Source organism: Streptomyces sp. Je 1-4 4N24 (assembly GCF_026239515.1).
GTDB classification, from domain to species: domain Bacteria; phylum Actinomycetota; class Actinomycetes; order Streptomycetales; family Streptomycetaceae; genus Streptomyces; species Streptomyces nigrescens.
Window position 1 is genome coordinate 1,557,909 of record NZ_CP110836.1, and the last position, 14,628, is coordinate 1,572,536.

Consider the following 14,628-nt stretch of genomic DNA (forward strand, 5'->3'; position numbering starts at 1 on the left):
AGACTCAATGAACCGCACCGAACACAAGGGAGCCGGCGATGTCCAGCGTCATCGACCAAGCCGTTCAGGCCCGTCTCATCGCGACCGCTCCCCGGTCGCAGGTGATTCCGGCGAGCCTGCGTTACGACCGCGCCGATCCCTTCGCGGTGCGGTTGGTCTTTCCGCCGGCCGCGTCGCTGGACGGGGCGGAGGTGACCTGGACGTTCGGGCGTGAACTGCTGGAGGAGGGACTGCACGGGGCCGCCGGGGCGGGCGATGTGCAGATCTGGCCGTACGACGACGATGCCGTAGTCGTGGAGTTCCACGCCGTCGGCGGCATGGCGGTGGTGCAGTTCGAGACGCAGGAGCTGAGGGCCTTTCTGACGCAGTCGTACGAGCTCGTCGCGAAGGGCGAGGAGGCGCGGCATCTGGATGTCGAGGCCGATCTCGCGGCCCTGCTGCGCGAGGCGTAAGCCGCACCCCGTCCGCGCCGGAGCCCGACCGACGCCCCGGCGCACCACCGTGTCGAGCCGCCGCGCGCGGGCCGACCACTCATCTGCGGCATGCCGCCGGCTTTCGGCATGCCGCCCGAGGTACGGCAGACGCCGCCCCTGTTCACGGTGCGGCCCGGCCGGACGGCGCCGGGGCTTCCGCCGCCCGCCCACCGCCAACCTCCGCCGCCCGCTCCGTCCCGCCTCCCACAGCCCGCTCCGCCCCGAAGAGATTCTCCAGATGCAGATCCAGCAGCCGTAGTGCGGTCTCGGGGCCGTGCACACCCAGCAGGACGTAGGTGGCGAGCCCCTCGGTCATGCTGATCAGCAGCATCGCCTCGTCCTCGGTGGCACGCTCCGGCGGCAGTTCGCCGCGGTCCGCGGCCAGCCGCAGCTGGTCGGCGAAGAACGTCCGGAGCGGAGGGATGCCGTTCTTGGCCTCGGCGCGCAGCGCCTCGTCATGGACGGCGCGGGCGTAGTAGGCGGCGCCGACCAGCAGCCCGATGCGGCTCTTCTCGTCCAGCGGCAGCATGCCCGACAGACAGGCCCGCAGCACCTCACGGGGCGTCGGCTCCTTGGCCAACGCCGCGATGCGCTCCCGGATCCGGTCCGCGGCGAGGCGGTTGATGTGCTGGAGGGCGAAGAGCAGCATCTCGTCCCTGGTGCGGAAGTAGTGCTGCAGCCGGCCGAGCGAGATGCCGGCCTCCGCGGCGACATCGCGCAGGCTCGTCCCGTCCAGACCTCGGCTGCCGGCGATCCGCCACAGTGCCTCGGAGATCTCCTGGCGCCTGGCTTCGTGGTCCACCTTCTTGGGCACGGATGACCTCCCTCGTACGGTGCGCGGTCCACGCGCGGGGTCGATTCCGTAGACCCGGCCCGTTTTTACAAGTCGCTTGTACCGTTATAACGTACCGCTACTCAATACGCTTGACTTGGAAACCGGTGACCCTCATGCCCGAGCACGCCGCCCCGCTGCTGCGACCACCCCGCCACCGTGTCGACCCCCGGGCCCGCCGCTGGTGGACGCTCCAGGCGCTGCTGACCCTCAGCGGCCCGATGCTGCTCACCGCGCTCACCATGGCGGTCCTGTCCCTGCTCTTCTTCCCGGGCGCGCTGCCGTGGCTGGGCCCGTTGCTGCTGGTCGTGCTGGTGCTGCCGGCCCTCGGCTATCTCGTGGTGATGCCGCGGTGGCGGTATGCGGTGCATGCCTGGGAGCTGGGCGGCCAGGCGGTCTACGCGGCGGGCGGCTGGTTCTGGCAGAAGCGGCGGATCGCGCCGCTGAGCCGGGTGCAGACGGTGGACACCGTGCGCGGGCCGCTCCAGCGGCGGTACGGGCTGGCGACGGTGACCGTCACGACCGCCTCGACCGCGGGCGACATCAAGATCGCCGGACTGTCCGACGCGGACGCGGAGGAGCTGTCCCAGCGGATCGGCGAGGCCGCACAGGCTGTGCCGGGTGATGCCGCATGAGCACGCCACGGGAACCCGGTGCGCCCGGCATACACCCGGACGCGTCCGCCGGGTCCGGTCCCGACGCCGCTGTCGAGGAGACGCCGTGGCGGCGGCTGGATCCGCGCACCCTTCTGGTGCACTGCGGCTGGATGGCGGCACCGTTCGGTTCGCTGGCGCTGACGGCGCTGGCCACCGGGGGCCGGATCAGCGTCGAGGCATGGATCACGCTCGCCGCCCTCACCGCCTCGTTCGCCGTCCTCACCACGCTCGGCCTCATCCGGTGGGCCCGTACGGACTTCCGTATCACCATGCCCCGGCCCGGCAGCGGACCAGGCGGCGCCTCCCCCACCTTCGATGTGCGGAGCGGGCTGCTGACCCGGCGGCTGCGCAGTGTGCCGCTGCACCGGATCCGTACCGTCGATCTCACCGCGACACCGATCCACCGGGTGCTGGGCGTCACCGTGCTGCGGGCCGGTACGGCGGGCTCGGGGGACGGCAGCAGTGAACTGTCCCTGGAGGCGCTCGCGGTTCCCGAAGCGGAGCGGCTGCGCACGGAACTGCTCGCCTACGCCGATGCCGAGGCGGTCGCGAACGACCCGGTGGTGGCGCGCATCAACTGGCGCTGGCTGCGCTATGCGCCGCTCACCTTCTGGGTCATCGGCGGGGTGTTCGTGGTGGCCGGAGCGGTCTACCGGGCCCTGGACGGCATCGGTATCGAGGCCTGGAAACTCGGCTTCGTCCAGCGGGCGTTCGCCGAATTCGGAGCCGGCGCGCTCTGGCTGACGATCCCGGCGGCGCTGCTCGCCATCCTCGCCCTCGGCTCGGTCGGCGCCGTGATCCTGTACGTCGAGAACTGGTGGAACTACTGCCTGGAGTGGACCGACGCACGCACCCTGCGGGTGCGCCGCGGGCTTCTCACCACCCGTGCGGTCACGATCGAACGGGCCCGGCTGCGCGGTGTGGCGCTGCGGGAGCCGCTGCTGCTGCGGGCGGGCGGCGGCGCGCTGGTGCGCGCGGTGGCGGGCGGTCTGGGCAACCGTGAGGAGAACCGCAAGCGCAGCGGGCTGCTGCCGCCGGCGCCCCGCGCGCAGGCACTGCGGGTGGCGGGCGGCGCCCTGCGCTCGCCCTTCCCGGGAAGCGCGGCACCGGCGGAGCTGACACCGCACCCCAAGGTCGCCCTGCGCCGGCGCCGGGTGCGTGGTCTGCTGTTCGTGGTCCTGCCGGGCACCGCCGTCCTCGCCGGTCTCGGCGCGGCGTTCACTCCTGTCCTGCTGCACTGCGCATGGATCTACGCGGTGGTCACCACGGCGATGTCGCTGTGGCTGGCCCGGGACGCGTACCGCAATCTGGGACACGGCCTGCAGGGCCCGTATCTGGTCGCCCGCTCGGGCACCTTCAGCCGCGACACCGTCGCCCTCCAGCGCGACGCCATCGCCGCCTGGACGTTCTCGACCTCGCCGTTCACCCGCCGGGCCGGTCTGGTCACGCTCACCGCGGCGGTCGCGGCGGGCGAGGACGGCTACCGCATCCCGGACCTCCCGTCCGCCGACGCCCCCGCCTTCGCCACGACGGCGGCCCCGGGAATCCTGGACGAGTTCCTGGTGCACCCCGGGCCGGAACACCTTCCGGGACAGCGACTGCGGTAGCGGCAGGGCGGGGCACGCAGGAACGCGCGGTGTCTGCCCAGCAGTTGGGCCGCGGGGCGGATACCAGCGCCCACAACGGCCGACGCAGTCGGCAACCGGCCGTCGGCAGGCAGCAGTCGGCAGTCGGCAGCCACACGGCAGCCGACGCCTACGACGGCGGCCCGTCCACCGAGGACGGGCCGCCTTTCGTACGGGACCGGACGCCGGCCTCGCCCTATGGCTCGCCCGCCTCGATTGCGCAACTCCCGTACGGCGGCCGGGGCGCCGGGCCGACGCCCGGCCGGGGGCCGTATGACCTGCACACACGCCGTGATGCGGCATGAATCAGCCACCACCGCAACATGAGATACCTCACACCCGTGTCACGTGCACGACGAGGCCGGGCACACCGTCCTACTGGACGAGTCTTTGCCCATGACCCGACAGCCGTGAGGGAGCAGCGCGATGAACCCCGTCATCGACCAAGCCGTCCAGGTCCGCCTCATCGCCACCGCCCCCGGCCCGCATGCGGTCCCCGCGGTGCTGCACTATCAGCCCGCCGACCCGCTGGCGGTGCGGATGTCCTTCCCCCCGGAGATCTCGCTGGACGGCTCGGCGGTGGACTGGGCGTTCGCCCGCGAACTGCTCGACGAGGGGCTGCGGGTGCCGGCCGGGCGGGGCGATGTGCGGGTACGGCCGTCCGGTCCGGACCGCACGGTGATGGAGTTCCACGCGGACGAAGGCATCGCCATGGTCCAGTTGGAGACCGCGGACGTACGGCGGTTCCTCGCCCGCTCCTACGAGGCCGTACCCGCGGGCGCCGAGCCGGCCTACCTCGGCATGGAGCGCGGCCTCGCGGAGCTGTTCGGCGTGGCGTAAGACGGAGCGGGGGGCGGCGGTATCCGCTACCGCCGCCCCCCGCCTCACCAATGCTGCCCGGCGCCCTAAGGGTGCCGGGCAGCATCGCTAGCGCTTCGGGAACCCGAACCCGTACCCCTGCTGCTTCATCCACGGCAGCAGCCGCTCCAGCACCTCGACGGTCCGGGAGCGGTCGCCACCGCCGTCGTGGAACAGGATCGTCGGGCCTTTGGAGAGTTCACCGCGCACCCTTGCCTCGATCGTCTCGACGCTGCCGCCCTCGAAGTCCTTGCTGTCGACGTTCCAGCCCAGCGGTCGCATGCCGTGATCCGCGGCCAGCTGCCGGCTGTAGGGCGTGAAGGCGCCGCCGGGGGCGCGGTAGTACTCGGCCTTTGCGCCGCCCGCCGCGTCCTCGATCATCTTCTGTGCGTCGAGTATCTGCTGCGACTGGTAGCCCTGTGACTTGTGATTCATAGCGGTGTCGTGGGTGATGGTGTGGTCACAGAGCTTGTGCCCCGCGGCCACCACCTTCTTGACCAGGTCGGGGTGCGCCTTGGCCTGCGGGCCGATCATGCAGAAGACCGCCTTGACGTCATGCTGCTTCAGCACCTCGAGCACCTTCGGGGTCCACTGCGGGTCCGGGCCGTCATCGATGGTGATGTTCAGGCTGCGTCCGGGACGGTCCGAGGCATGCGCGAGCTTGGGGCTGAGCGGTACGACACTGGGCGCCTTCTTGGGCTGCTTGGCGGCGTCCGCCGCGCTGGAGTCCGTGCCGGCCCCGGAGAAGACGAGCGTCCCCGCGGCCGCGAGTGCCACCACAGCCGCCGCGGCCACTCCGATGATGCCGCCCTGTATACCGAAGCCCCGTGCCATCCCGATCCCGTCCCTTGTACCGTGCTCTTGTGCGTTCCGACGGGCGGTGGGTGCTGCACACGCACCGCCTTGCACCAGGACAGATGCGCCAGGGACCGGGCAGGCTGCTCCTGTTACGGATCCATCATGAAACTTATTGATACTGGACCCATGCCACGTGTACTTCTGATCGAGGACGACGCCGCCGTACGGGACGGAGTGACCCTCGCGCTACGGCGGCGCGGCCACGAAGTGGCCGCCGCGGCCAGCGGCGAGGAGGGCCTCGATGTCCTGCCGGGCTTCCGTCCGGACATCGTGCTGCTGGATCTGATGCTCCCCGGCAAGGACGGCTTCGAGGTCTGCCGGCTGATCCGCGCCGACCGGCAGCTGCCGATCATCATGCTGACCGCCCGTGGCGACGACCTCGATGTGGTGCTGGGACTGGAGGCCGGGGCCGACGACTACATCGTCAAGCCGGCCCGCGGTGAGGTCCTCGAAGCCCGCATCCGTGCCGTGCTGCGCCGTACCGCACTGCCGGCCGACGGCTCACCGGCCGCCGCCGAGCCGGGCCCGGCCCCGGTCGAGACCTACGGCGAACTGGCCATAGACCGCGCCGGTCTGGTCGTCGGCAAGGGCGGCCAGGACCTGGCGCTCGCCCCCTCGGAGATGAAACTGCTGCTGTTCCTGTCCGCCACCCCCGGGCAGGTCTTCAGCCGCCAGCAGCTGCTGGAGCAGGTGTGGGAGCACAGCTACCACGGCGATGCGCGGCTGGTCGACGCCTGTGTCATGCGGCTGCGGACGAAAATAGAGGACACCCCGCGCAGCCCCCGTTACGTCCAGACCGTGCGCGGCTTCGGCTACCGCTTCGGACCCCTGTGAAGCGCCCCCGCCGCTGGGCGGACCTCCCCCGCCTCCGGCACGGGAACACCCAGCTGCTGCGTGGACTGCGGGCCCGGCTCGTCGTGGGATTCCTGGTGGTGGCCGCGGTCAGTGCGCTGACCACCGCGCTGCTGACCTACCAGGAGGCCCGTAACGCCATCCTCCAGAGCTCCCAGGACACCGCCGTCAACGATCTGCGGGCGCAGGTCAATTCGCTGGCGCCCGAGCTGCCGGTGCCGCCGTCCCAGGCGGACCTGGACTCCCTCCGGGTCCAGCTGGAGCGCTCCGGAGAGTCGCGGGACTGGAGCATTTCGGTGCGTTACCGCGACATGCGGGACAGCGGCGCAGGGAGCGGGCGGAGCAATCTCGTGGTGCCGGCCGCCTTCACGAGTTCGGTGGAGAAGCGCCATGTGCCGGTCTTCCAGCGCGTGAACCGCGACGGGAGCCCCTATCTGCTGATCGGGATGCCGGTGCGGCAGACCGACGGCAAGGCCTCCGCGCTCTCCGTCTATGCCCAGGTTCCGCTGGACGACGAGGAGACCAACATCGAGGCGCTGGTGGCCGCCGCCCAGCGGGGCGCGCTGCCGGTGCTGGTGCTGACCGTGATCCCGGCGCTGCTCGCCGCGCGGGGTGTGCTCCGGCCCGTACGGGGGCTGCGGCAGGCCGCCGGACGGATCGCCGAGGGCAAGCTGGACACCCGGCTGGAGGTCAAGGGCGCCGATGAACTCGCCGATCTGTCCCGGACGTTCAACGACATGGCGGCCCGGCTGGAGGAGAGCATGGCCGAGCTGCGCCGGCTGGAGTCCAACGCCCGGCGGTTCGCGGCCGATGTCTCGCACGAGCTGCGGACGCCGCTCGCGGCGATGTCCGCGGTCACCGATGTGCTCGACGAGGACGCCGACTCCCTCGACCCCGACACCGCCTCCGCGGTCCGGCTGATCAGCCAGGAGACCGGGAAGCTGGCGCGGATGGTGGAGGACCTGATGGAGGTCTCGCGGTTCGACGCCGGGGCCGCGGCGCTCCACCTCGACGAGGTGGACGTCGCCGAGACCATCCGCAAGACCCTGCAGGCCAGGGCCTGGCAGAAGCGGGTGACGGCGGAGCTGCCGGCCGACGTCCGGGCCCGGCTCGATCCGCGGCGGCTCGATGTGGTGGTCGCCAACCTGGTCGGCAATGCCCTGCACCACGGCGGCGAACCGGTCCGGGTGCGGCTGCACGCCCCGGAGCCGGGCGCGGACCGGCTGCTGATCGAGATCTCCGACAGCGGGCCCGGTATCGACCCCGAGGTCCTGCCGCATGTCTTCGAGCGCTTCTACAAGGCGGACTCCGCCCGCGCCCGTTCGGAGGGCAGCGGCCTGGGTCTGGCCATCGCGATGGAGAACGTACGGTTGCACGGCGGCATCATGCGCGCCGCCAACTCCCCCGAGGGCGGTGCGGTGTTCACGGTGGATCTGCCGCTGCGCCACGGCGAGACGGCCGGTACGGCCACCGAGAGGGCAGCCGGCCCGCCGGACGGCCCCTGCGCGGCCGAGGAGACCGCGGACGACGACCGGGACGGCACACGTCCCGAAGCCGGAAAAGAGAACCACGTATGAGCGCCTCGAACGCCCTGAACGCCCTGCGTGCGGTGCGGGCCCGGCGGCTCGTCCTGGGCGGTGTCCTCACCGGGACGCTGGCCGGCGCCCTGTCCGGGGGACTGACCGGCTGCGGAATCGCGCCCACCGATGTCATTGACGCCGGAGAGCCCGCCACCGGAGTGAAGTCGCCGGGCCAGCCCGACGCCGATGTCCAGCTGTTCTTCTACGGGCCTTCCGGGCTGCGGTCCGCGACCCGGCCGGCGAAGACACCGGCCGACCCGGAGGGGGCCCTCCAGCAGCTCATGAAGGGGCCGAACCACGCGGAGCGGATGCGCGGCCTGTCCAGTGCCCTGCCGGAGTTCCTCGCCCCGCCGACCGCCGACACCGGCGAGGGCACCGTCGTGATCACCCTGCCGATGGGCGTCGAGCGGCTGGACTCCGCCTCGCTGAACCAGCTGGTGTGCACCGCGGCCAATGCCCGGGTGCCCGGGGACAAGGCGCCGGAGCAGGTCACCGTGACCCTCGTGAGCAAGACCGACAAGGTCGGCCCCATGGTGTGCGGCGGCAACAACGCCTTTCCCGTCGTCGAGCCGAGCCCGCCCGCCACGAGCCCGCCCGGCACGGACGGGTCCGGGACGGGCGAGTCCGGCGCGGAGCCGGGCCCGACGGGCTGAACCGCCACGGGCCGCCCGTCGCGCCCCGGCTCCGCGTTACCGTGAAAGCAGGCACGCACCTTCCTGGCACACCGCCCGGTGCAGATCGGCCGAACGGCCCCTGAACCCTCGGGAGACGCACGCGATGACCGAGCGCAAACCCCCCGGTGTCACCTTCGAGACCTGGATCGACAAGCAGATCCGCGAGGCGACGGAGCGCGGCGACTTCGCCGGCCTCGCGGGCGCCGGCAAGCCCCTCCCCCATCTCGACCAGCCGTATGACGAGATGTGGTGGATCAAGGAAAAGATGCACCGGGAGCACCTCTCCTACCTGCCGCCGACCCTCGCCCTGCGCAAGGAGGCGGAGGACGCCCTGGAGGCCGCGGCCGCCGCTCCCACCGAGACGGCGCTGCGCCGCATCCTGACGGCGGTCAATGAGCGCATCAGCGCGGCGCTCCGCACCCCGCTCGAAGGCCCGCCGCTGAACCTCGTACCGTTCGACATCGACGAGGTGGCCCGTAAGTGGCAGGAGCGGCACGGGAGTTGAATGACCGGAGGCCGGCCGAGCGCGCGGACCGGCCGCCGGACCACGCGCCCCGGCTCACCGCCCGGCGGGGCCCGTCCGGACCCGCAGGAACCGCGGCCGGTACAGATCCACATCGCCGTTGAGCCGGGGGTCGGCCGGGACGCCCGGCGGACCGAGCCAATTGATGTCGTAGCTGAGCACGAGCGCGCCGTCCGCGCTGAATTCGGGATGCGCCTGCGGGTTGTAGGCGGCGACGTACTGCGGGTCGGCGGCCGGTGGGCGGGGCGGGGTGAGCCGGCCGTTCGGCCCGTGCCACGGGCCGTGGGGTGAGCAGGACCAGTAGCTGGTGAGGGACCGCATCCCGGCCGCACCGCCGCCCCCGGCGTCCATGGTGATCAGCACCCAGGCGGGGCCGTCACGGACGACGGTGAAGGCGCTGCCCACGCCGCGCCGGCCGCCGTCCCGCAGCACCGGCCCGGCCCGCCCGGCCCGCCGCTGCCAGTGGGCGCCGTCCCAGAACCGCCAGCTTCCGCGGTCCCCGAGCCGCCCGGCCGGGACCCGGGCGAGATAGGCGCTGGAGGCCGGTGACGACGGCGGGTCGTCGCTGCCGAAGACATAGGTCCAGCCGCCGTCGCGGACCGCCGCCGCACCGTAGAGGACCCGCCGGCCCGGGTCCGCCGGGCTCGGGCCGACGGCCGGGGCGATGCCTTCCAGGCGCAGGCCGGGGAGCGAGAGCGTGGCGACCTCGGTGCCGCGCGGCACGCCGAAGATCCACGGTCCGGTGCCGGGGGCGCGGTTCCACAGCAGGACACGGACCACTTTTTCGGGCGATCCCGGGCTGCGGGGCTCCACGCTCGCGCGGACCGGCCAGCGCCAGCCGCCGCCGGGCGGGTCGGGGAAGAACGGCCCGGGGGCGGCAGCGGTGCCGCCGGTCAGGGTGCGCTCCAGCCGGCCCGAACGGGACATCACCACGGCGGAGTTGTGTCGCAGGAACGGGGGGCCGCCGGTGTCGGCGGTGCGCCAACGACGGTTCTCCCCTTGTGGGTTGGGCGGTGCCTGGATGCGGTCGAGGAAGGTGTCGGAGAAGAGCCAGAGCGTCCGGCCGTCGGGGAGCCGCACCGAGTGGGTGCCGTCGCCGCCGGTCCAGTCGTCCGTCCGGGTGTTGTCATTGCCGTAACGGGCGAATTCCGCGGTATGCCGGGAATCGGCGGACCAGGAGACGATCCGGCGTCCGGCGCAGTCCGCGGCGCGGCCGGGGGCGCCGGGCCGTGGAAGCGCCCAGAGGAGCGCGGCGACGGCCAGCAGCAGCGTGGCGGCGGTCACGGTGCGGGTCAGCGGCGCCTTGGGCATCGCGCTCCTCGGTCGGGTGCCGCGCCCACCGTACTGAACCTGCACCGACGCCCCTGCCGAGGCACGGCCCGTGGGTCACATGACGACTCCGCGCGATACGGGCGACCCGCCCCACCTGCCCCATCCGGCCCATGGATATCAACATTTCTGCGCGGTCAACGAGTGCAACGTCACAGCTGGAGCCCCTGCTCCAGCTAACGGTCGTTCGCCTAGCCTGCTGCCATGACCGCCGAGTCCCCCGAACTCCCCCTGGCCGCAGCCTTCCCGGATGCCGACCGCGCACAGTGGCAGCGCCTCGTCGAAGGTGTGCTGCGCAAATCGGGCGTCGCAGAAGCAACGGGCGCCGCCGCCGAGGACGCGCTCGCCACCGATCTCCAGGACGGCATCCGCGTCCGCCCGCTCTATACCGCCGAGGACGGTACGGCCGCCCCGGGCCACCCGGGCTTCCCGCCGTTCGTACGGGCCGGCCGGCCCGAGGGCACGACCGTCGCCGGGTGGGACGTACGCCAGCGCCATGTCCACACCGAGCCCGAGCGCGCCAACGAGTCGGTCCTGGCCGATCTGGAGAACGGCGTCACCTCGGTCTGGCTGACCGTCGGCGACGGCGGGGTGCCGGTGGCCGGTCTGGAGCGGGCGCTGCGGGGGGTCTATCTGGATCTCGCCGCGGTGGTCCTGGACGCGGGTGCCGATTTCGCGGCGGCCGCCGAGGAGTTGCTGCGGCTGTACACCGCGTCCGGTGCGCCGGTGCGCGAGGCGGCCGGCTGCCTGGGCGCCGACCCGCTCGGCCTGCTGGCCCGTACGGGCGACGACGCCAAGCTGCGCGTCCAGTTGGAGTCGGCCGCCCGGATGGCAGCGCGCTGCTCCGCCGAGGCACCCGGTGTGCGGGCGCTGGCCGTCGATGCGCTGGCGTACCACGAGGCGGGCGGTTCCGCCGCCGAGGAGCTGGGCACCTCGCTGGCCACCGGCGTCGCCTATCTGCGGCAGCTGACGGATTCCGGCCTCGGCATCGACGACGCCTGCCGGCAGCTGGAGTTCCGCTACGCCGCCACCGCCGACCAGTTTCTGACGATCGCCAAGCTGCGCGCGGCCCGCCGGCTGTGGGCGCGGGTCGCCGAGGTGTGCGGGGCCTCCCCCGCCGCGTCCGCGCAGCGCCAGCACGCCGTCACCTCCACGGTGATGATGACCCGTCGGGACCCGTGGGTGAACATGCTGCGCACCACGGTCGCCGGGCTGTCCGCGGGAGTGGGCGGCGCCGACGCGGTGACGGTGCTGCCGTTCGACGCCGCCCTGGGCCTGCCCGACGCGTTCGCCCGCCGGATCGCCCGGAACACCCAGTCCGTGCTGCTGGAGGAGTCGCATCTGTCGAAGGTGATCGACCCGGCGGGCGGCTCCTGGTACGTGGAGAGCCTCACCGATGAGCTGGCCCGTGCGGCCTGGGCGTGGTTCCAGGAGATCGAGGGGGCCGGTGGCCAGGCCGCTGCACTGCGCTCCGGGATGATCGCCGGCCGGCTGGCCGAGACCTGGGAGCGCCGTACCGAGGACCTCGCCCACCGGCGCGAACCGATCACCGGGGTCAGTGAGTTCCCGCACCTCGCCGAGCCGCCGGTGAACCGCGAGCCGGCGCCCGCGCCGATCGGCGGGGGGCTGCCGCGGGTGCGCAGGGACGATACGTTCGAGCGGCTGCGGTCGCGCTCCGATGCGCATCTGGCGGCGAGCGGCGCCCGCCCGAAGGTCTTCCTGGCCGCGCTGGGCCCGGTCGCGACGCACACCGCGCGGGTGGCGTTCGCCGCCAATCTGTTCCAGGCGGGCGGCATCGAGACGGTCGCCGAGCCCGCGCCGGTGGATGCGGAGTCGGTGGCCGAGGCGTTCGCCCGCAGTGGCGCGCGGATCGCCTGTCTGTGTGCGGGCGACGCGGTGTACGGCGAGCAGGGGGCGGCCGTGGCGGCCGCGCTGAAGTCGGCGGGGGCGCTGCGGGTGCACCTGGCCGGCAAGCCGCGCGGGCAGCGGGACGAATTCGTAGCGGCCGGTGTGGACTCCTTCGTCTTCACGGGCTGCGACGCGGTCGAGGTGCTGTCCTCGGCCCTGGATGTCATGGAGGTGGCGTGATGGAGGAGACGACGCAGCAGACGGGCGCCGTCGGCGGGCCGCCGCACGGTTCCTCGGCGCCCGAGGGCACCATCCCGGACTTCAGCACGGTCGAACTCGGGGGCCCGGTCACCACGGACGCCGCCGGCGGGGCCGGTGAGTGGGCCGCGGCCGTCCAGCAGGCCACCGGCAAGGGCGTGGCGGATCTGACGTGGGAGACGCCGGAGGGCATCGACGTCAAGCCGCTGTACACCGAGGCGGACCTCGACGGTCTGGACTTCCTGGGGACCTACCCGGGTATCACGCCGTATCTGCGCGGCCCGTACCCGACGATGTACGTCAACCAGCCCTGGACGATCCGGCAGTACGCGGGCTTCTCCACCGCCGAGGAGTCCAACGCCTTCTACCGGCGCAATCTCGCCGCCGGCCAGAAGGGCCTGTCGGTCGCCTTCGACCTGCCCACGCACCGCGGCTACGACAGCGACCACCCCCGGGTGACCGGCGATGTCGGCATGGCGGGCGTCGCGATCGACTCGATCTATGACATGCGGCAGCTCTTCGAGGGCATCCCGCTGGACAAGATGACCGTGTCGATGACGATGAACGGCGCGGTGCTTCCGGTGCTGGCGCTCTACATCGTGGCCGCGGAGGAACAGGGCGTACCGCCCGAGAAGCTGGCCGGGACCATCCAGAACGACATCCTCAAGGAGTTCATGGTCCGCAACACCTACATCTATCCGCCGCAGCCCTCGATGCGGATCATCTCCGACATCTTCGCGTACACCTCGCAGAAGATGCCGCGCTACAACTCCATCTCGATCTCCGGCTATCACATCCAGGAAGCGGGCGCGACGGCCGACCTGGAGCTGGCGTACACCCTGGCCGACGGGGTGGAGTACCTGCGCGCGGGGATCGCGGCGGGCATGGATGTGGACTCCTTCGCGCCACGGCTGTCGTTCTTCTGGGCGATCGGCATGAACTTCTTCATGGAGATCGCCAAGCTGCGGGCAGCCCGGCTGCTGTGGGCACGCCTGGTGCAGCGCTTCGACCCGCAGAACCCCAAGTCCCTCTCCCTGCGCACCCATTCGCAGACCTCGGGCTGGTCGCTGACCGCGCAGGACGTGTTCAACAACGTCACGCGGACGTGTGTGGAGGCGATGGCCGCCACCCAGGGGCACACCCAGTCCCTGCACACCAACGCCCTCGACGAGGCCCTCGCGCTGCCCACCGACTTCTCCGCCCGTATCGCCCGCAACACCCAGCTGTTCCTGCAGCAGGAGTCGGGCACCTGCCGGGTCATCGACCCGTGGGGCGGCAGTGCGTACGTCGAGAAGCTCACCCACGATCTGGCGCAGCGGGCCTGGCAGCACATCGAGGAGGTCGAGGCGGCCGGCGGGATGGCCAAGGCCATCGACGCGGGCATTCCCAAGCTGCGGGTGGAGGAGGCCGCGGCCCGTACCCAGGCGCGGATCGACTCGGGGCGGCAGGCGCTGATCGGCGTCAACAAGTACCGGGTGGAGACCGACGAGGAGATCGAGGTCCTCAAGGTCGACAACTCCTCGGTGCGCGCCCAGCAGATCGAGAAGCTCAAGCGGTTGCGTGCCGAGCGGGACGAGGATGCCTGCCAGGAGGCGCTGCGGGCGCTGACCGCGGCGGCCAAGTCCGGTCCCGGTGAGGGGCTGGAGGGCAATCTGCTGGCGCTGGCGGTGGACGCGGCCCGCGCCATGGCGACCGTCGGTGAGATCTCGGACGCACTGGAGTCGGTCTACGGGCGGCACTCCGGCCAGATCCGTACGATCTCCGGTGTGTACCGAGACGAAGCGGGCCCCTCCTCCGGTGTGGAGCGCACCCGGGCGCTGGTGGCCGAGTTCGAGCGCGCCGAGGGCCGCCGGCCCCGCATCCTGGTGGCCAAGATGGGCCAGGACGGCCATGACCGCGGCCAGAAGGTGATCGCCACGGCCTTTGCCGACCTGGGCTTCGACGTGGATGTCGGCCCGCTGTTCCAGACGCCGGCCGAGGTGGCCCGCCAGGCGGTGGAGGCGGACGTCCATATCGTCGGGGTGTCCTCGCTCGCCGCCGGTCACCTCACCCTGGTGCCCGCGCTGAAGGAGGCGCTGGCGGCGGAGGACCGCGAGGACATCACGATCGTGGTGGGCGGGGTGATCCCGCCGCAGGATGTGCAGCCGCTGCGGGACATGGGCGCCGCCGCGGTCTTCCTGCCCGGCACGGTCATCCCCGAGGCCGCCCACGATCTGGTGCGGGACCTGGCGTCGGTCCTCGGCCACGAGCTCTGAGCGGGGG

General features: G+C 72.3%; 13 protein-coding genes. 10 read left to right on the plus strand and 3 right to left on the minus strand.

The features are described 5' to 3' along the window. The first annotated feature begins 38 nt into the window (after window positions 1-38). Complete coding sequence (locus tag SLV14N_RS06520) at window positions 39-452, plus strand: SsgA family sporulation/cell division regulator (RefSeq protein WP_208680159.1); 414 nt, start codon at window positions 39-41, stop codon at window positions 450-452. Between the two features lie 142 nt (window positions 453-594). Here SLV14N_RS06520 and SLV14N_RS06525 read toward each other — a convergent pair whose 3' ends face one another. Continuing rightward, window positions 595-1,287, minus strand: a complete 693-nt coding sequence (locus SLV14N_RS06525; protein WP_263268545.1) for a TetR/AcrR family transcriptional regulator — start codon at window positions 1,285-1,287, stop codon at window positions 595-597. A gap of 134 nt (window positions 1,288-1,421) precedes the next feature. Between SLV14N_RS06525 and SLV14N_RS06530 the strand changes: the two genes are divergently transcribed. From SLV14N_RS06530 to SLV14N_RS06540, 3 genes are all read left to right on the plus strand, one after another. After that, on the plus strand, window positions 1,422-1,940 hold the full coding sequence (locus tag SLV14N_RS06530; protein ID WP_208680161.1) for a PH domain-containing protein: 519 nt from the start codon (window positions 1,422-1,424) through the stop codon (window positions 1,938-1,940). Further along, complete coding sequence (locus SLV14N_RS06535) at window positions 1,937-3,568, plus strand: PH domain-containing protein (protein WP_263268546.1); 1,632 nt, start codon at window positions 1,937-1,939, stop codon at window positions 3,566-3,568. The genes SLV14N_RS06530 and SLV14N_RS06535 overlap by 4 nt, the downstream gene beginning before the upstream one ends. A gap of 444 nt (window positions 3,569-4,012) precedes the next feature. Further along, a complete protein-coding gene (locus SLV14N_RS06540) occupies window positions 4,013-4,426 on the plus strand; it encodes an SsgA family sporulation/cell division regulator (protein WP_263268547.1) in 414 nt (137 codons plus the stop codon). An 87-nt stretch (window positions 4,427-4,513) separates the two neighbouring features. On the opposite strand, the gene SLV14N_RS06545 is transcribed toward SLV14N_RS06540, so the two are convergent. Continuing rightward, complete coding sequence (locus tag SLV14N_RS06545; protein ID WP_208680163.1) at window positions 4,514-5,278, minus strand: polysaccharide deacetylase family protein; 765 nt, start codon at window positions 5,276-5,278, stop codon at window positions 4,514-4,516. Between the two features lie 150 nt (window positions 5,279-5,428). On the opposite strand from SLV14N_RS06545, the gene SLV14N_RS06550 reads away from it, so the two are divergent. The 4 genes from SLV14N_RS06550 to SLV14N_RS06565 all read left to right on the plus strand — a co-directional run bounded on the left by SLV14N_RS06550 (window position 5,429) and on the right by SLV14N_RS06565 (window position 8,913). Beyond that, the gene (locus tag SLV14N_RS06550) at window positions 5,429-6,136 is read left to right on the plus strand and encodes a response regulator transcription factor (protein ID WP_127153966.1); all 708 of its coding nucleotides are present in this window, start codon (window positions 5,429-5,431) and stop codon (window positions 6,134-6,136) included. Beyond that, entirely contained in the window at window positions 6,133-7,731 is a 1,599-nt protein-coding gene (locus SLV14N_RS06555; protein ID WP_208680164.1) for a HAMP domain-containing sensor histidine kinase, read from the plus strand. Before SLV14N_RS06550 ends, SLV14N_RS06555 begins: the two co-directional genes overlap by 4 nt. Continuing rightward, window positions 7,728-8,387 (plus strand): GerMN domain-containing protein, encoded by a 660-nt coding sequence (locus SLV14N_RS06560; protein WP_208680165.1) that lies wholly within the window; start codon window positions 7,728-7,730, stop codon window positions 8,385-8,387. Before SLV14N_RS06555 ends, SLV14N_RS06560 begins: the two co-directional genes overlap by 4 nt. A gap of 124 nt (window positions 8,388-8,511) precedes the next feature. Next, window positions 8,512-8,913, plus strand: a complete 402-nt coding sequence (locus SLV14N_RS06565) for a DUF1992 domain-containing protein (protein WP_263268550.1) — start codon at window positions 8,512-8,514, stop codon at window positions 8,911-8,913. A 54-nt stretch (window positions 8,914-8,967) separates the two neighbouring features. Here SLV14N_RS06565 and SLV14N_RS06570 read toward each other — a convergent pair whose 3' ends face one another. After that, window positions 8,968-10,242, minus strand: a complete 1,275-nt coding sequence (locus tag SLV14N_RS06570) for a DUF4185 domain-containing protein (protein WP_208680167.1) — start codon at window positions 10,240-10,242, stop codon at window positions 8,968-8,970. Between the two features lie 222 nt (window positions 10,243-10,464). On the opposite strand from SLV14N_RS06570, the gene SLV14N_RS06575 reads away from it, so the two are divergent. Then, a complete protein-coding gene (locus tag SLV14N_RS06575) occupies window positions 10,465-12,348 on the plus strand; it encodes a methylmalonyl-CoA mutase subunit beta (RefSeq protein WP_208680168.1) in 1,884 nt (627 codons plus the stop codon). Next, window positions 12,348-14,621 (plus strand): methylmalonyl-CoA mutase, encoded by a 2,274-nt coding sequence (gene scpA, locus SLV14N_RS06580; protein WP_259670157.1) that lies wholly within the window; start codon window positions 12,348-12,350, stop codon window positions 14,619-14,621. The genes SLV14N_RS06575 and scpA overlap by 1 nt, the downstream gene beginning before the upstream one ends. The last annotated feature ends 7 nt before the right edge of the window (window positions 14,622-14,628 follow it).